We start from the raw sequence: 17,050 nt of genomic DNA, 5'->3' as shown, positions 1-17,050 counted from the left end.
CCGGAGACGCCGGCTCCATACACGAGACAAGCGTGGCCGTCAGGCCCGCCCGCTTTACCAGCGTGGCCGTCAGGCCCGGCGCAAGGCGTTGTCCCAGTAGCGCAGGCTCGGCCCGTTGACCGGCGCGCCGGCCCCGGCGTTGCGGGCGTTGACGAAGGCGTGGAACTCGGCCGCCGCCTCGGGACCGAGAAGGTCGGACACCGCCGAGAGAATGCGGGTGATGCGCAGATGGTTGTGGTCGTGGCTGCGCAGCCAGCCCTCCGTCTCGGCATAGAACCGCGTCATCCGCCCGAGGGCGGCGCGCAGGCCCGACAGGGCCGCCGGATCGTTTCGGATTGCCTCCGCCTCGGCCCGGCTCAGCACCGGCGCGCCGGGCACCGCCAGGCTCGCCTCGTGCAGGGGGAAGCACCACTGGATGTAATCGTGCACACCCTCGATATGGGCGTCGTCGAAGGCCAGGATGTCGCGCAGGGTGCGTCCGGCACCGTCTCTGCCGGGGTCATCCCGGCCGGTGCCGGCCAGGAAGGCCAGGATCGGGTACTGGCTCATTCGGCTTCTCCCCGCAAAGGCCGCGCCAGCAGGGCGGCGATGACGCCGTCCACGCTGGCCCCGCCGGAAACGATGGCCGCCACGGCTTCGGCCACGGGCATCTCGATGCTGCGCTTACGGGCGAGATCGACCAGGGCGGCGGCGGTGAAGGCGCCCTCGGCGAGCTTGCCGCCGGAGGCCGACTCGGGCGAGGCGCCGGCGCCGAGGCGCTCGCCGAAGGCGAAGTTGCGCGATTGCGGCGACGAGGCGGTCAGGACCAGATCGCCGAGGCCGGACAGGCCCATCAGGGTCTCGGGCCGGCCGCCATAGGCGCGGGCGAAGCGCATGAGTTCGGCGAAGGCCCGGGCGATGAGGGCGGCGCGGGCACTGTCGCCGAGACCGCGCCCGGCGACGATGCCGGAGGCGATGGCGAGCACGTTCTTGCCCGCCCCGCCGATCTCGACGCCGCGCACGTCGTCGGTGTGATAGACCCGCAGCGTCGGCCCCGAGAGCGTGCCGGCCAGGCGGGCCGCCAAGCGCGAATCCGAGGCCGCCAGGGTCACGGCCGTGGGCAGGTTGCGGGCGACATCGGCGGCGAAGCTCGGGCCGGACAGCACCGCCACCGGCGCCGAGACGCCGAGCACCTCCACCGCCACCTCGCTCATGAAGGCGTCGCTGCCGCGCTCGATGCCCTTGGCGCAGAGCACGATCGCGGCCCCCGGCGCGAAGGCCGCGCCGAGTTCGGTGAGCACGCCGCGCAGGGTCTGGGCCGGCGTGACCATCAGGACGGTTCGGGCTGCCCCCAGGGCGCCGGCATCGGATGTGGCGACGATGCGCCGGTGCAGGGGTACGCCGGGCAGGTAGCGCGCGTTCTCCCGAGCCTGCTCCAGCCGCGCCGCCATGGCGGCGTCGCGCAGCCATAGGGTGACGGAATGGCCCGCCGCCGCCGCCGCGTTGGCCAGGGCGGTGCCCCAGGCGCCGCCGCCCACGACGCCGACGTCAGGGCCGGGGCCGGAGTCGCGGTGGGTCGCCGTGTCGAGCCCGCTCATGCGCAAAACCTCTTCAAGCACCCGGGTCCGGCGTTTCGCCGACCACCGCCGACAGACGATACAGGCGATGCGCCCGGAGCGGATGCCCCTCGGGCAGGGCCGGGTGCGCGAAGCCGCCCGCTGGCCGCATGCCGAGGCGTTCCATGACCCGCCGCGAGGCGACGTTCCCCTCGGCCGTGAAAGCCACGATGTCGGACAGGCCGCAGCGGCCGAACAGATCGCCGAGGGCGAGCCGGGCCGCCCGGGTCGCGACGCCCTGGCCCCAGGCCGAGCGCACGAGGCGCCAACCGATCTCGACGGTCTCGCCGGGCCGATCGCCGCCGGGAAACGGCATCGGCCGCATCAGCCGGGCGCCGCCGACAAGTCCGATGCAGGCGCCCCCCGTGATCGTGACGGCCCAGGGACCGAACCCGTCGACGCGGAACCGACGCTCGAACGAGCGCAGTTCGGCCGCGCTGGCGGCTGCATCCTTGAGCGCCGGGAAATGGCGCATCACCTCGGGATCGGCGTTGAGGGCCGCGAGGCGGGATTCGTCGCCCGCCTGCCAGCGGCGCAGAACGAGGCCTCCGTCGCGAAGCTGTTCCGGCGGCGGCGCGATCGTCGGCGTGTCCGGCCCAGGCGCCCGCAGCTTGTCCCGCAGGGCCAGCGAGCGTCGGTTCAGCCAGCCGAGATCCGCCCGGCCCGCCAGCACCGCCTCGCCGAGATCGATGGCGGCACCGAGCTGGTCGCCCGACAGGTTGGCCCAGGCGGGAGCCTTGACGCTCTCGCGCCAGGGTGCGCCGCAGGTGTTGTCGAGCAGGATGCGGGCGAAGCAGTGATCGGCGCGTACCGGCCAGCCGGGCCGCACGGCCTCGGGCAGGCGCCGCTCGACGAGGTCGCGCCAGCGCGCCCGTTCGGCCTCAGGCAACCGCCTTGGGCTCCGCGAAGGGCCAGCGGGCGCGAGCGGGCGCGGTCAGGTCGTCGACCATGCCGAGGCGCAGGCGCTCGATGCCCGCCCAGGCGATCATGGCGCCGTTGTCGCCGCACAGGGCCAGGGGCGGCGCCACGAAGGCGAGGCCGGCCTCGCCGGCCTGGGTGGTGAGCGCCCGGCGGATCGCCCCGTTGGCGGCGACACCGCCCGCCGCCACCAGGGCGGTCGGATGGCCGGCCACCGAGGCGAAGTCGCGCATCGCCACCCGCAGGCGGTCGACCACCACATCGACCACCGCCGCCTGGAAGCTGGCGCAGAGATCGGCCACGTCGACAGAGGAGAGCGGGGCCAGCTTCTCGGCCTCGATCCGCAGGGCGGTCTTCAGGCCGGACAGGGAGAAATTGGCCTCGCGCCGCCCCATCATCGGGCGCGGCAGGGCGAAGCGCTCCGGATCGCCGGTCTCGGCCAGCCGTTCCACCTCGGGGCCGCCCGGATAGCCGAGGCCCAGCAGCTTGGCGACCTTGTCGAACGCCTCACCGATGGCGTCGTCGATGGTGGTGCCGAGGCGGACGTAATCGCCGACCCCCTTCACCGCCACGAGCTGGGTGTGGCCGCCCGACGCGAGGAGCAGGAGATAGGGGAAGCCGATGCCGTCGGTGAGCCGGGCCGTGAGCGCGTGCGCTTCGAGGTGGTTGACCGCGATCAGAGGCTTGCGCGCGACAAGCGACAAGGTCTTGGCCGTGACGAGGCCGATCAGGACGCCGCCGATCAGGCCGGGGCCGGCCGCCACCGCGATGCCGTCGACCTGGGACAGCCTCATCCCGGCGCTGCCGAGCGCCCGTTCGATGAGCCGGTCGAGCACCTCCACATGGGCGCGGGCCGCGATCTCGGGCACCACGCCGCCATAGGCCGCGTGTTCGGCGATCTGGCTCAGGACCTCGTTGGACAGGATGCGCCCGCGGCCGCCCTCTCCGGGCATGACCACGGCGGTCGCGGTCTCGTCGCAGGTGGTTTCGATGCCGAGGACGATCATGGACGGCGGGTCGTTTCCGTTTCGCGGGCGGGAATCGGGTGGGGATGCGGGCAAGAGGGGACAGCGAGGCACCGGACCGCGCGCCGAAGGTGGTCGCGCCGGCCCGTCCGGTCGCCCGTACCCTAACGCCCGCCTCCCGTCGCGGCAACGATGGGTTGCCTCCCGGCGCCGGACCGGCATTGGATGCATCCGGGTTTTCGAGACACGCGAGGCGGGATGCGGATCTGGGTGGCGCGGCCGGAACCGGGAGCGACGCGGACGGGCGACCGTCTCGCTGGGCTCGGGCATCGCCCCCTGGTGGCGCCGGTCCTGGCCGTGGCGCCGACCGGGGCGCAGCTGCCCGAGGGCGCGTTCGCCGGGTTGATTCTCACCAGCGCCAACGCGGTGCAGGCCCTCGCCGGGCCAGACCGGGACAGGCTGCGCGCGGTCCCGACCTTCGCGGTGGGCGCGCGGACCGGGGCGCTGGCGAGGCAGGCGGGATTCCGCGATGTCCGGGTGGCGGCGGGCGATGCGCGCACCCTCGCCGAACTGGTCCGGTCCGTGCTGGAGCCGGGTGCCACCCTGCTTCACGCGGCGGGCGCCGAGCGCAAGGCCGAGCCGGCGGCCTCCCTGATCGCCACAGGCTACCGGCTCGCGGTGCGCGAACTTTATGCCGCACGGATCGCGGCGGCGCTGCCGGGGGCCGTGGCAGAGGCGCTCGGCGCGGACGCGCTCGACGCCGTGCTTCACTATTCGCGGCGCAGTGCGCAGGCGGCGCACGATCTCGCTACGGCGGCCGGCCTCGGCGGAGCCTTCGCAGCTCTGATGCATTACTGCTTGTCGGCAGACGTGGCCGTGCCCCTGGCGTCGGCCGGGATCACGGTTCATTTCGTAGCCGATCGACCCGACGAGGACGCGCTCCTCGCGGGTCTGCCGGCCTCCGGGCCAACAGGATTCCGATAAGGGCCTCGCTCCGGCGGCGGCCCTGATGCTAGGACGAGCGCAACAAGCTGCGCCGCCAGCCACGACCCACCGGGCGCCGGATGCGCCGAACGGGGCGTGGCCGGGCGGCGGGAGACGGGAAGGGAGCCTTGAACCGTGAAACCACCCAACAGCGACGCCAACCGTCCGGGATCTCCCACCGGCAACCGGCCGCCCGAGCCCGCCAAGCCGTCGACGCCGGGCCAGCCCGTGCCGCCGAAGGGCGAGGCGTCGGCCAAGCCCGACATGCCCGCCGGCGGCCCCGTCAAATCCGAGCCGCTGAAGTCCGAGCCGCTGAAGTCCGAGCCGCCAAAGTCCGACCCGGCGAAGATGGATGCCCCCAAGGGTGAGGCTCCGAAGACGGAGGCCGCCCGGGAGAGCGTTGGGGAAGGCACCAAGACCGACGCCGTGAAGACCGAAGCGGCCAAGGCCGAGATCCTGAAGCCGGAGGCCGGTAAATCGGACACCGGTAAGCCGGACACGGCCAAGCCCGAGGCGCCGAAGTCCGGCGCATTCGGCTCGACGCCGCCCGGCGGGCGTCCCGGTTCGTCCATAACCGACGGGCCGATCATCGACCTGAAGGCCAAGCGCCTCCCCGACCCGGCGCCGCCGGCGAAGCCTGCCGCAGCCGCCACGGTCGCGGCCGGGATGGCCGGTGCCGCATCGAGTGCCCAGGCCGCCGGAGCGAAGCCGGGCGATCCGAAATCCGCGCCGGCGGCGGGCAAATCGGACGCCGGGAAGCCGGACGCCGGGAAGCCGGACGCCGGAAAGTCGGACGCCTGGAAAACTGAGCCCTCGAAGGGCGAGGCGCCGAAGCCGGCCGGTTCCACCACGCCGCGCATCACGCCCGCGCCCCCCGCGGCGGCGCCGGCTGCCGCGCGCGGTCCGGGCTTCGGATCGCTGGCCACCGCCGGCCTGCTCGGCGGTGTCGTCGGCGCCGGTCTCCTGTTCGGTGTCGCCCACAGCGGCCTGCTGCCCGCTGGCGATGACGCGCGGCTGAACGCCCTCGACCAGCGCGTGGCCGCCCTGGCGCCCAAGGACGCCATCACCGGCCTCGACAAGCGCGTGGCCGCCAACGAGACCGCCCTGAAGGCAGTGCCCGAGGCGTTGTCGACGGCGCGTCAGGCCCTGGAGAAGGCCAACGCGGCCCAGGGCGGGACAACCGCACCCGCCGAGGGTTCGGCGGCTCCGGCCGCCGTACCCGCCGAGCTGACGGCCCGTCTCGATGCCCTCGACCAGCGCGTCTCGGCTCTCCAGGAGGAGCCCGGGCGGGACCAAGTCGGCGAGACGCGGATGGCGGCTGTGCCCGCCGTGGCACCGCAGATCGGCGCCCTCGAGCAGCGCCTGAAGGCGATCGAGGGCAAGGTCGACGCCGCGCCGAAGCCGGTCGTGACCCCCGATCTCGCCCCCAAGCTCGCCGCGCTCCAGGGCGACGTCGAGGCCAAGACCAAGGCCAATGCCGAGGCCGCGCAGGCCCTGAGCCAGAAGGTGACGGCGCTCCAGCAATCCCTCGAAGCGCGGGTCCAGGCCGCGACGGAAGCGGTCCAGACCGCGACCCAGGCCAGCGAGAAAGTGGCCGACGCCGCCAAGACCCAGGCGACCGAGGCGGCGAAGGCCGTGGAGCGTCAACTCCAGGCCCAATCCGAAAAGATTGCCGGGCTCGACAAGGCGGTCTCGGAGCGGGCTGAGACCGCGACCCTGCAGGCGGCTCTCCGGGTCGTCTCGGCCGACCGGATCGCCACCGCCCTCAACACCGGTGCGCCCTACGCGGATGCGCTGGCGGCCCTGCGTGGACTCGAGCCGGGCGACCCGGCCCGCCTGACCGCCGTGGCGGTCTTCGCCGACAAGGGCGCGCCGACGGCCCGGACCCTGGCGGCCGAATTCCGGCCGATCGCCGAGAAGATCGCGGCGCAACGCCGGGCGGCCCAGAGCAAGGCCGTGGCCGAGAGCGGCGACATCGGCACCAAGCTGATGAGCATGGCCGAGTCGATCGTGCAGGTGCGCCGGGTCGATGCACCGGCCACCGGCGGCGGAGCCAACGCGGCCGCGGCGGACGAGACTCCGAAGGTCCAGGACGCCCTCGATCGCGGCGCGATCAAGGAGGCGGCCGCCGCCTTCGCGGCCCTCCCCGAGGCCGACCGGGCGGCAGCGGGCGACTTCGGCACCAAGCTGACGTCGCGGGCTGCCGCTGCGGATGCGGCTCAGGGGTTGCTTGCCGACGCCTTCAAGGGCCTGCCGGCCACCGGCGCGTCCCGTTGATCCGGCGGCCGCCGACCCATCGTACCGGCGGCCTCACCCATTTCGCGCGGGAGCGCCACGCGCTCCCGCCCCCGACTCTCGGTGTCGCCGGATCGGCCGACGCCCCTCCCAGGAGCTTCTGATCTCATGTGGCGCGCCCTCGCCTTCCTGGCCCTTCTCGCGGTTGCCGCCTACGGCGCGACCTGGGTCGCCGACCATCCCGGCACCGTCACCATCGTGTGGAACGGCTACGAGGTGGCCACCAGCCTCGCCATCGGGCTGATCGGCGTCCTGATCGCCGCCATCGTGATCGGCTTCATCTGGGCCATCGTGCGCGGGTTCATCACCCTGCCGGAGACCCTGGTGCGCGGCTCGCGCGACCGGCGCCGGGCGAAGGGCTTCTCGGCCCTGTCGCGTGGCATGGTGGCGGTCGGGTCGGGCGATCCGCTGGCCGCCCGCCGGCACGCCAGCGATGCCGAGCGCCTGCTGGGCGCCGAGCCGCTGACCCTGCTGCTGAAGGCGCAGGCCGCTCAGATCTCGGGCGATCGCGAGGCGGCCGAGCAGGCCTTCCAGCGCATGGTCAACGATCCGGAGACACGGGTGCTCGGCCTGCGCGGCCTTTTCGTCGAGGCACGCCGTCGCGAGGACGATGCCTCCGCCCGCGCCTATGCGACCGAGGCCGCCCGCCTCGCCCCCAGCGTCACCTGGGCCAACGAGGCCGTTCTCGAGGCGCAATGCGCCGACGGCGACTGGAGCGGCGCCAACGAGACGGTTGAGCGTCGCGCTTCCCTCGGCCTCATCGACAAGACCACCGCCCGGCGCCAGCGCGCGGTGCTGCTCACCGCCGCCGCGCAGGAGCGCGAGGCGGGCGAGCCGGAAGCAGCCACCGAGCGGGTCCTGAAGGCGGTCAAGCTCGCACCGGATCTCGTTCCGGCCTCGGTTCTCGCGGCGCGCCTGATGGTGCGACGGGGCGACCTGCGCAAAGCGGCCAAGATCCTCGAGGCGACCTGGCGCACCGGCCCGCACCCGGACCTCGCCAAGACCTACCTCAACCTGCGCACCGGCGATTCCGTGCGCGACCGCATGGCCCGGGCAGAAACCCTGGCCAAGATCTCCTCCTGGCACCCGGAAGCCCGTCTCGCCATGGCGCAAGCGGCTTACGAGGCTCGCGAATTCGGACAGGCCCGCGATGCCCTGGCGCCGCTCCTGGCCGACCGTCCGACCGTACGCACCTGCCTGACCATGGCGCGCATCGAGGAAGCCGAGCACGGCAGCGGCTCGGGCCGCGCCCGCGAGTGGCTGTCGCGCGCCGCCCACGCACCGCGCGACCCGCTGTGGATCGCCGACGGTATCGCCTCCGAGACCTGGGCTCCCGTCTCGCCGGTCAGCGGCCGCCTGGACGCATTCGTGTGGAAGACGCCGACCGAACTCCTCGCCGGTCCCGAAGAGGCACAGGGCGATGCGAACGGCGAATCCGCGCCCAAGGCGGACCCAGCCATGACGGAGGGCAGGCTTTCCGCACCCGGGACCATCCCGGCTCCGTCCACGCCGTCCCCGGCCACAACGCCGGTGCCGAAGTCCGAAACGTCGACCGAGATTCGAACCGCGACGGTGCTGTTCCCGTCGAGTGCCCCCAACGGCACGGCACCCGTGGCCGCCGGCATGGCGGCAGCCGCGGCAAAGCCGGATTCCGGTCCGATCGTCGGAAACACGGCGACCCCGGTCGTTTTCCCTTCGCCGAAATCGCAGAGCGACACCACCAAGCCCCGGCGGGCCGGATAGCCAAGCCCCGGCGGGCCGCACAAGCCCCGGCGGGCCGGATCAACCTCGGCGGCCCGGCACTCCGAGCCTGGTTTCAGAAGCCCGGCCCCGCGGTCGGGCTTCTTGGCGATCATGGTCCGATCGCATGGCCCAATTACATGGCCCAATCGCATGGCCCGATCGACGAAAGCACAAGCAAGGATGACCTGAGCAGGATGGCGCAAGCAGGGACGCTCCCGGGGCGCCGTGCTTAAAGGTCGGTTCACGCAATTCCGCTAATCCTCGGGATCAGCGAGTTCTGCGTAACCGAAGTGCCATGTCCCCATCTTTCGACGATGCGCCGGACCTCTCCGGCCTGATCGAATTGTCGCGTCTCGACAACCTCGATCTGAAGCCCGTCATCCTTCGTGTCCAGACGGACCTCTTTCTGTCCGCGTCGGTTCGCGACCGGAAGACGATGTCGTCGTTCACCTCCCTGGCAGGCGGCCTGATCCCGATCGTGGACGATGAGACCGCCGAGGCGGTCGCCCGCAAGCTCGCGCCGTTTCCCGACACCCCGCCCGCCCTGCTGGCGGCCTTGATCGCCCGGGGCGGCGGCGCCCGGGACGCCGTCATCGCCGGCGCCCCCATCCTGATCCAGCCCATGATCGACGCGGCCCTGAGCGACGGCGCCGAAATTGGCGCCGCCATCGCAAGCCGGCACGATCTCAGCCGCGCCACCCTCGCCGAACTGATCGCCCGCGACGATCCCGCCATCGACAAGGCGCTGGCCCAGAACCCGGCCGCGAACCTGCCGAGCGAGATGCTGGCCCGCCTCGTCGGGCGCGCCCGGCGCAGGCCCGATCTCGCCCGGGTATTCCTGGCCCGGCGCGACCTGGCGCATGCCGATGTCGCCCCGCTGTTCCTCTACGCCGACGAGTCCCGTCGCGAGGCGATCGGGCACGCCATGATGGCCACGGCAGCCCTGAGGCCGCTCCCGCCCGCACCCCGCGAGGCGGGTACGGTGCTCACCGAGCTCTCGGCCCGCGGCGACATTTCAGGCTTCATCGGGGCGATCACCCAGCTGCTCGGACTGCCCAAGGGCTTTCTTACCGCCACCCCCGACCCGTCACTGCGCTATGAATTGCTGACGGTGGCCCTGCGCGCGGCCGGCCTCCACGAGGAGGAGGCGGTGTACATCTACCTGACCCTGAACGAGACCGTCGCCAGCTCGGTCGACCGCGTGTTCAATCTGGTCAAGCTGTTCCGGACCCTGCCCCGCGCCGCCGCGCGCGACGTCCTGGCGGCGATCCTCGACTGGACGCCGCAGGAACGCGCCGCCGCGACGGCGCATCAGCCCTACGCAGCCCCCGACGCACCGCGCCTGCGCCAGCAGCAGGTCGCGTCCGAGCGACCGCCCCTGCGCACCCTTCTGCCGACCCGGCTGCGCCAGTCGAGCTGATTGGGAGGCCGCCCGGTCCGCACGAAGGCAGCGCCGGCTATTCCGCGAGATCGAGGCAGTGGCGGCCCGCGCGGTCGTCGATCTCGATGATCCAGAGATCGTCGTCGAAGCGCAGCTCCTTGCCGAGGCGGACTTCCACGTCCGCCGGCATGGCCTCCTGCAGGAGCGACACGAAGCGCCGGTCGCCATCCGCCTCCGTATCGACCAGGGATTGCGGGGCCGGGCCGTAGAGATCGGCGCGGCCGTCGAGGCGATCGACCTTCACGAAGATGGCTCCGGCCTCGGCCGAGCCGCGCCGGCGCTGGACGGCGGCGATGCCCTCGATGCCGAGACGGCGCAGATGGGCGGAGACCCAGAAATCCGATCGCAGGCGTGCCATGGCGGAGGCTATAGCACGCCCTTCCGGCGGATCAGCCCCGGGTCACGCCGGCGCGGGTCGCGAGTTCGCGGAACGTCCGCTGGGACGGCTCGCCCTTGACCGGCAGCTTGCGGTCCCGTTCGAACCGCTCGAGGGCCGCGCGGGTGCTCGCCCCCATCAGCCCGTCCGCCTTCAGGGGACCGTATCCGAGCTTGACCAGGGCGCGCTGGGCCTGGGCGATCGACAGGCCGCCGAGGCTCGCCACCGAGGCGGTGGTCTCGGCGCCCGCGGGCTCGCCGGCCTTGATGAGATCGCCGATGCCGTCGCGCGGGGTCCGGGGCGCCGCCTCCGCCTTCACGGGCTCGGCCCGAACCGTCTCCGGGCGCGCGACCTCGGAGGCCGTTACCGGCGGCTTCACGGCCGGGACCGCCGGCTTCGGTGCCTCGGCCACGCGGGACAAGGCCGGCTTGGCGGCGACCTTCGGGAAGATCGGCGCCGGGTGCCGGCCCATCTGGTAGCCGAGGGCATTCAGGCAGATCATCGACACGGCGCCGAGCACGACGACGACCCCGACGACTTCTCCCGGATGGCGCAGGAAGGCGCGGCCGGCACCGGCGGCCAGGGCGCCGAAGGCCGTGAAGCGGCCCGAAGCCCGGGCCGCCGGGCGCCGATGACCGGCGGCCCGGGGTTCGCGGCTCCGGGACGGGACGACGATCTCTCGCTGGTCGCGGCGTGCTTGCGGCTCGCGCATCATGGCTCCTCGGTCTGGATCGCAACGGGATACGGGCACCGCATGGCGCGATGCCCGACACATTCGGCGTGACGGGGATCCGGGCGGCGGCTCATCCGGCCCGCCGCAGGGGGACGTAGCTCTCGCGCACCGGCTCCGGGCTCGATTCGAACAACCCCATGGTCCGGCGCTTCGGTACCGGCCCGGCCCCTGCGGCCGCCACGAGGCTGCCGCCGACCATCGGCGGGCGCGGACGAGCCCGGATCGCCGCGGTCGGGATGCTGCCGCCGGCGACCCGGCAGGCGCGCGGCAGGGTGACGGTGAAGGTGGTCCCCTCCCCGCGGGTGCTCTCCAGAGTGATGGCGCCGCCGTGCAGGCCGACGAGACCCTGAACCACCGAGAGGCCGAGGCCGGTGCCCTCGTGGGTGCGCTCATAGCCGCCGGCGCATTGATAGAACGGGCTGCCCACGCGCGGCAGATCGGCCGCGCTGATGCCAATCCCGGTATCGGCCACGATCAGGTCCAGGTTCTGGCCGGACCAGCGCAAGCCGACTTCCACGCGCCCGCCGCGCGGGGTGAACTTCAGCGCGTTCGACAGCAGATTGATGAACATCTGCCGGCAGGCGCGCAGGTCGGCGGTGATCTCCACCGGCGCGGGACCGACATCGCGCACCAGGATCACACCGGCCTGATCGAACTTGAGCTGCATGAGATCGCAGCAGGCCTCGACCAGGGCGCGCATATCGAGCGTATCCGGCGCGTAGTCGAAGTGGCCGCTCTGGATCCGGGACATGTCCAGGAGGGTGTTGACCACTTCGAGAAGGTGCTGGCCCGAATTGCGGATGATGCCGGCATATTCGCGCGTCCGCTCGGGATCGGTCGCGAGGCCGCCCTCCCCCGCCAGGACCTCGGAGAATCCGATGATCGCATTCAGCGGGGTGCGCAGTTCGTGGCTGACATTGGCGAGGAAGCGGCTCTTCACCTCGTCGGCGCGCTCGGCCTCGGCCCGCGCCTGCTCCAGTTCCTCGGAGTGTCGGCGATGCTCGGTCACGTCGCGGGTCACCGCGACGACGCTGGACTGCAGCCGTCCCGGAATGCTGACGCCGGTCGCCGGGCCCTCGATGCGGTGGATGCGCATCTCGGCGAAGATCACCCGCGGGGCGCCGTCGCGCTGGCTGTCCGGCCGATAACCGTCCGGGCGGATCGCGGCGGCGTCGAGGTGCAGGCGAAACTGGACGGTGGCGGGGCGGCCGTGGGCGGCGACATCGCTGAGCGCCTGGAGCAGCAGGGGACGGTCGCCGACATGGACCCGCTCCAGCAGGCCGTGGCCGTGCAGCAGCGTCGGCTCGGCACCGACGAACCGGGTGGCCGAGGCGCTGGCTTCGAGCACGCGGCCGTTCTCGTCGTGCCAGGTCACCAGGTCGTCGATCGCCGAGAGCAGCATCCGGTCGCGCCGCTCGTTGTCGCGCAGCCGGGCGAGCCAGCGGCCCTCATGGCGGAAATGTTCGAGGGCCTGGGCGGCGATGTGGCCGATGGCCGTGATGGCGAAGACCGGCATGGCCAGGGCGCGCGACCATTCCGGCAGCGGCGTTCCCTCGGCGAGCGGCGGCAGCAGCGCCACCGCGAGGGCACCGAGGGCGGCCACGATGGCGGCCGCCCGGGTAGCCCGGCGCGAGCCCGACACCACTGCCTCGAGGGGGATCGCCACCAGCCAGATCGCGGCGGCCGATTCCGCGCCGCCCGTCATCATGGCGAGGCAGACCACGACGCCGGTGAGACCGGCCGACGAGATCCCATGGGCGAGCCACAGGCTTCCGGTCCGCGACAGCAGCACCGCGGCGAAGATCGGCAGCAGCAGGCCCGCGATCGCCAGCGCCTCGATGCCGGTCGGGACGCCGCGCAGGACGAGATAGGGCGGCAGGCAGAGCATCATCATCAGGCCGGTGGCCAGACGAGACACGAGAAAGCGCTCGTGCCGGAAACGGACACCGCTCTCCTCGCTCACCGACTCGTGGACGAGTCCGGCGAGGCGGATATCAATGAGGGACGCCAGGGCACTGTAGATACGCAATACCGACACGCACAGCGCGGAGACGGACCTGACCGGCCACTCCGACGCCCCTTGGCTCGACGAAAACTCGACTGACCCGAACCTCGCAGACGCGACTTAAGCGAGTCTTGCGCAGGACGGCCCTATTGTCTCGTCATGCTTTCCGGGTCGTAACCATCATCGGTCGGTGCGATAGTCGTTTTCGGGTCACTAGGCTGAGATAGCCGTAACGATGCCTGGATAAGCTTGCGTTTACCATTTCGACGAACGACCCCGCTGGCGTCAGGGGGTGTTTACCGGTGAGCGCGGAGTGTTCGGGCGCGCCTGCCCGGCTCCCTGCCGGTGCGCCCCCGGGCCGGACCCATGTCGTTCCTCATCCGCGCCGGCCTGGTCATCGGCGTGCTGTCGTGGCTGGCGCTGCAGCGCTCCGCCGAGATGGGTCGCCCGATCGCGCCGGACCCGGCTCTCGCCGCGGCTGCGGTCTGGGGCGCCCTGCCGGACGCGCTTCGCGAGACGGCGCTTCGGGAGGGCGCGGCCGAGATCGCCCGGATGGCGGCCTCGCCGCTGCCGGCATCCCGGGACACGCTGGCGGAGATCGATCGAAAAGTCCCGTGGCGCGGCGCGCAATCCCACGCCGATCGCGCTAGGCTCGGCGAAAGCGGGGAACGGCTGGGCCGCTGATGCGGTACATGTTGCGAGAGGCGACAGGGGGCTAGACGATGTTCGGCTTCGGAATGGACTACGAGGGTGCCGCGTTCTGGCTGCCTCTCGTCTGGGCCGGCCTCCTGGCGGTCGCGGTGGCGATGTACGTGGTGATCGACGGGTTCGACCTCGGGGTCGGCATCCTGTTCACGGCGGCACGGAAGGGCAATTGGCGCGACCGGATGATGCTCTCCGTCGCCCCGATCTGGGATGGCAACGAGACCTGGCTGGTGCTGGGCGGCGGCGGCCTGTTCGCGGTCTTCAGCGTCGCCTACGCGATCCTGTTGCCGGCGCTGTACATCCCGATCATCCTGATGCTGATCGCGCTGATCTTCCGCGGCGTCGCCTTCGAGTTCCGGTTCAAGGCCGATCGCTCGCAGTTCGTCTGGGACAACGCCTTCCATTACGGCTCCCTGGTGGCCACCTTCGCGCAGGGCATGGTGCTCGGGGCCTTCGTCCAGGGCTTCAAGGTCGAGGGTCGCGGCTTCGCCGGCGGCACCATGGACTGGCTGACTCCCTTCAGCGTGCTCACCGGCATCGGCCTCGTCTGCGGCTACGGCCTGCTCGGGGCGACCTGGTGCGTGATGAAGACCTCCGGGGAACTGGAGATCTGGGCCCGGCGCAAGAGCCTGCAGTTCCTGGCCGCCACCATCGTGTCGATGGCGGTGGTGAGCGCCTGGGTGCCGTTCCTCGGCCTCGACATTCAGTGGCGCTGGATCTCGTGGCCGAACATCCTCTACGTGGCACCGGTGCCGGTGGTGACCGCCCTGGTCGCCTGGGGCATCTTCCGGGGCATCCGCAGCGGGCGCGACGTGGCGCCATTCCTCCTGACGATCGTGCTGTTCCTGCTCGGCTTCCTCGGCCTCGCGATCAGCCTGTTCCCCTACATCGTGCCGCCGCACTTCACGATCTGGCAGGCCGCCAACGCGGTCAGCGCCCTGCAATTCGCCCTCGTGGGGTATTCCGTGGTGATGCCGCTGACCCTTGCCTATACGGGCTACGCCTACTGGGTCTTCCGGGGAAAGGTGGCCGAGGATATCGGAGGCTACGGGCATTGAGCGATCCGGCGCCCCTGCCCAAGACCCGGATGACGGGCAAGCGGCTGCTCTGGTTCGTCGCCTTCTATGCCTTCAGCCTGGTGAGTTTCACGGCTTTGGTCTACGCCCTGCGCTTCATCGTGAAGGGCTGAGATTTCAGCCCCACAGCGCGGGTTCGGGCGGGTGGATCAGGCTGCCGTCGAAGCGCAGACCCGGCTCCCGGTCCCGTGCCAGGAGCAGCGGGCCGTCGAGGTCGACATAATCGGCATGGTGGGCGAGCAGCATGGCGGGCGCCATCGCCAGCGAGGTGCCGACCATGCAGCCGATCATCAGCGAGAAGCCGCGCGCCCGCGCCTCGTGCGCCAGCATCACCGCCTCGGTGAGACCGCCGGCCTTGTCGAGCTTGATGTTGATGGCGTCGTAGCGCCGGCTCAGAGCGTCGAGGCCGGCCCGGTCGTGCAGGCTCTCGTCGGCGCAGATGGGGATCGGCCGGGCGAGATCGGCGAGAAGCGCATCCTCGCCCGCCGGCAGCGGCTGCTCGATGAGGCCGACGCCGGCCGCGACGCAGGCTGCCAGGTTGGCTTCGATCGTCTCCGCACGCCAGGCCTCGTTGGCATCGACGATGAGACGGGAATCCGGCGCTCCGCGCCGAACGGCGGCGATGCGCTCCGGGTCGCCGACGCCGCCGAGCTTCACCTTGAGCAACGGCCGGTGCGCGGCCTTGCGGGCGGCCTCCTCCATGCTCTCGGGATCTCCGAGGCTCAGGGTATAGGCCGTGGTGGCGACCGCCGGCGCCGACAGGCCGGCGATCTCGAAGGCGGGCCGCCCGAGCTGCTTCGCCTCCAGGTCAAACAGGGCGCAATCGAGGGCGTTCCGCGCCGCTCCCGCCGTCATGCGAAGCAGAAGGTCGGCCCGGGTCGCTCCGGCGGCGATCGCCTCGGCCTGATCCCGGATCAGCGCGGTGACGCTCTCGACGGTCTCGCCGTAACGGGCATAGGGCACGCACTCGCCGCGCCCGATGCGGCCCTCCGGGTCGGTGATCGTGGCCAGCACCACCACCGCCTCGGTGCGGCTGCCCCGCGCGATGGTGAAGGCTCCCGCGATCGGGAAGCGCTCGACCGCGACGTCGAGGCGCCGGGTCACGCGCTTGCCCCCGTGATGGCGGGGGGAAATTCGGCGACGATCCGGTCGACGATGGCCTCGACGCCAAAGCGCACCGGATCGGTGGCGGGCAGATCGTGCTCGCGGGCGAGGTCGACCAGCAGCGCGCGGGCCGCCCCCTCCTCCAGGTCCTGGGTGTTCACCGCGATGCCGACCGGGCGGATGTCCGGATTGGTCAGGCTGCCGAGTTGCACCGTCAGGTCGATGACCTGACGGATGGTGGGAAGCGGATGCTGGACGCCGCGCATGGTCGTGCGGGTCGGCTCGTGGCAGACCACGAAGGCATCGGCCTGGGCTCCATGCAGCAGCCCGAGGCTGACGCCGGCGAAGGACGGGTGGAACAGCGAGCCCTGTCCTTCGAGCAGGTCCCAATGGTCCGGCGCGGCGGCGGGGGCGATCCACTCGACGGCACCGGAGATGAAGTCGGCCACCACCGCGTCGATGGCGACGCCGCGCCCGGAGATGAAGACGCCGGTCTGGCCGGTGGCACGGAAATCCGCATCGAGCCCGCGCTCGCGCATACCGCGCTCCAGGGCGAGCACGGTGTACTTCTTGCCCACCGAGCAGTCGGTGCCGACGCTGAGCAGGCGGCGGCCGGGCCGCTTCGTGCCCTTGCCGGTGGCGAAGGTCTCCGCGGTGTGGCGGACGTCGTGCAACTGGCGGCCGTTGCGCTCGGCGGCCTCGGCGATGGCCGGCACCGCGCCGAGGCGCGCATGCAGCCCGCTGGCGATGTCGAGACCGGCGTTCAGCGCCGCCACCACCTCGGCGATCCAATGCTCCGGCAGGACGCCGCCCGCATTGGCGACCCCGATGACCATCGTGCGGCAGCCCTGCGCCACCGCTTCCGCCAGGGTGAGATCGGGAATCCCGAGATCGGCGGCGCAGCCCGGCAGGCGGAGCTGACCGACGCACCATTCGGGGCGCCAATCCTTGATGCCGTAGGCGGTCTTGGCGGCGAGCCGATCGGGCACGTCGCCGAGGAACATCAGGTAGGGCGTTTCGATCTGCATCGCGTCACTCACCGTCCGAGGATGGGGGCCTCGGGGCCTGTCTATGCGCGATGAACACGGCGCTGCCAAATCGTACGCGCCG

General features: G+C 72.1%; 16 protein-coding genes. 7 read left to right on the top strand and 9 right to left on the bottom strand.

Annotation, left to right across the window (positions count from 1 at the left end; genetic code table 11):
• Positions 1-69 precede the first annotated feature (69 nt).
• From J7U37_RS13830 to tsaD, 4 genes are read right to left on the bottom strand one after another with little or no spacing between them, the layout of a single operon-like run.
• Entirely contained in the window at positions 70-549 is a 480-nt protein-coding gene (locus J7U37_RS13830; protein WP_056188600.1) for an opioid growth factor receptor-related protein, read from the bottom strand.
• Positions 546-1,577, bottom strand: a complete 1,032-nt coding sequence (locus tag J7U37_RS13825) for an NAD(P)H-dependent glycerol-3-phosphate dehydrogenase (protein WP_247636081.1) — start codon at positions 1,575-1,577, stop codon at positions 546-548. The genes J7U37_RS13830 and J7U37_RS13825 overlap by 4 nt, the downstream gene beginning before the upstream one ends.
• A 13-nt stretch (positions 1,578-1,590) precedes the next feature.
• A complete protein-coding gene (locus J7U37_RS13820) occupies positions 1,591-2,484 on the bottom strand; it encodes a GNAT family N-acetyltransferase (RefSeq protein ID WP_247636080.1) in 894 nt (297 codons plus the stop codon).
• Positions 2,477-3,520, bottom strand: coding sequence for a tRNA (adenosine(37)-N6)-threonylcarbamoyltransferase complex transferase subunit TsaD (gene tsaD, locus J7U37_RS13815; RefSeq protein ID WP_056188606.1), 1,044 nt, complete (start codon positions 3,518-3,520; stop codon positions 2,477-2,479). The genes J7U37_RS13820 and tsaD overlap by 8 nt, the downstream gene beginning before the upstream one ends.
• Before the next feature lie 216 nt (positions 3,521-3,736).
• Here tsaD and J7U37_RS13810 point away from each other — a divergent pair, with 216 nt between their 5' ends.
• From J7U37_RS13810 to J7U37_RS13790, 4 genes are all read left to right on the top strand, one after another.
• Complete coding sequence (locus tag J7U37_RS13810) at positions 3,737-4,462, top strand: uroporphyrinogen-III synthase (RefSeq protein ID WP_247636079.1); 726 nt, start codon at positions 3,737-3,739, stop codon at positions 4,460-4,462.
• Positions 4,463-4,597: 135 nt separating this feature from the next.
• Positions 4,598-6,739, top strand: a complete 2,142-nt coding sequence (locus J7U37_RS13800; RefSeq protein ID WP_282103838.1) for a hypothetical protein — start codon at positions 4,598-4,600, stop codon at positions 6,737-6,739.
• A 126-nt stretch (positions 6,740-6,865) separates the two neighbouring features.
• Positions 6,866-8,500 (top strand): heme biosynthesis HemY N-terminal domain-containing protein, encoded by a 1,635-nt coding sequence (locus tag J7U37_RS13795; protein ID WP_247636077.1) that lies wholly within the window; start codon positions 6,866-6,868, stop codon positions 8,498-8,500.
• Positions 8,501-8,795: 295 nt separating this feature from the next.
• On the top strand, positions 8,796-9,920 hold the full coding sequence (locus tag J7U37_RS13790) for a DUF2336 domain-containing protein (RefSeq protein WP_247636076.1): 1,125 nt from the start codon (positions 8,796-8,798) through the stop codon (positions 9,918-9,920).
• A 37-nt stretch (positions 9,921-9,957) separates the two neighbouring features.
• Here J7U37_RS13790 and J7U37_RS13785 read toward each other — a convergent pair whose 3' ends face one another.
• The 3 genes from J7U37_RS13785 to J7U37_RS13775 form a co-directional block, all read right to left on the bottom strand.
• Positions 9,958-10,299, bottom strand: coding sequence for a DUF1491 family protein (locus J7U37_RS13785; RefSeq protein ID WP_056188623.1), 342 nt, complete (start codon positions 10,297-10,299; stop codon positions 9,958-9,960).
• A 31-nt stretch (positions 10,300-10,330) separates the two neighbouring features.
• A complete protein-coding gene (locus tag J7U37_RS13780) occupies positions 10,331-11,029 on the bottom strand; it encodes a peptidoglycan-binding domain-containing protein (protein WP_247636075.1) in 699 nt (232 codons plus the stop codon).
• A gap of 91 nt (positions 11,030-11,120) precedes the next feature.
• Positions 11,121-13,088 carry a PAS domain-containing sensor histidine kinase gene (locus J7U37_RS13775; protein WP_247636074.1) on the bottom strand — a complete coding sequence of 656 codons (1,968 nt, stop codon included), beginning with the start codon at positions 13,086-13,088 and terminating at the stop codon, positions 11,121-11,123.
• A gap of 333 nt (positions 13,089-13,421) precedes the next feature.
• Here J7U37_RS13775 and J7U37_RS13770 point away from each other — a divergent pair, with 333 nt between their 5' ends.
• The 3 genes from J7U37_RS13770 to J7U37_RS25130 are packed head-to-tail and all read left to right on the top strand — an operon-like array spanning position 13,422 to position 14,949.
• Positions 13,422-13,739 (top strand): hypothetical protein, encoded by a 318-nt coding sequence (locus J7U37_RS13770; RefSeq protein WP_056188630.1) that lies wholly within the window; start codon positions 13,422-13,424, stop codon positions 13,737-13,739.
• A gap of 38 nt (positions 13,740-13,777) precedes the next feature.
• The gene (cydB, locus tag J7U37_RS13765) at positions 13,778-14,818 is read left to right on the top strand and encodes a cytochrome d ubiquinol oxidase subunit II (protein WP_247636073.1); all 1,041 of its coding nucleotides are present in this window, start codon (positions 13,778-13,780) and stop codon (positions 14,816-14,818) included.
• A complete protein-coding gene (locus tag J7U37_RS25130; protein ID WP_274533567.1) occupies positions 14,815-14,949 on the top strand; it encodes a hypothetical protein in 135 nt (44 codons plus the stop codon). Before cydB ends, J7U37_RS25130 begins: the two co-directional genes overlap by 4 nt.
• A 4-nt stretch (positions 14,950-14,953) precedes the next feature.
• Here the strand turns inward: J7U37_RS25130 and dgcA are convergent, their stop codons facing one another.
• Both dgcA and dgcN read right to left on the bottom strand, forming a co-directional pair.
• Positions 14,954-15,940 carry an N-acetyl-D-Glu racemase DgcA gene (gene dgcA, locus J7U37_RS13760; protein ID WP_247636072.1) on the bottom strand — a complete coding sequence of 329 codons (987 nt, stop codon included), beginning with the start codon at positions 15,938-15,940 and terminating at the stop codon, positions 14,954-14,956.
• Positions 15,937-16,968, bottom strand: coding sequence for an N-acetyltransferase DgcN (gene dgcN / locus J7U37_RS13755; protein WP_056486463.1), 1,032 nt, complete (start codon positions 16,966-16,968; stop codon positions 15,937-15,939). Before dgcN ends, dgcA begins: the two co-directional genes overlap by 4 nt.
• Positions 16,969-17,050: the final 82 nt, after the last annotated feature.

The organism is Methylobacterium sp. 37f, from assembly GCF_023093475.1.
Classification (GTDB): Bacteria; Pseudomonadota; Alphaproteobacteria; order Rhizobiales; family Beijerinckiaceae; genus Methylobacterium.
The sequence above is the reverse complement of the archived record's forward strand: the minus strand, read 5'-3'. Positions and strand labels throughout refer to the sequence as shown.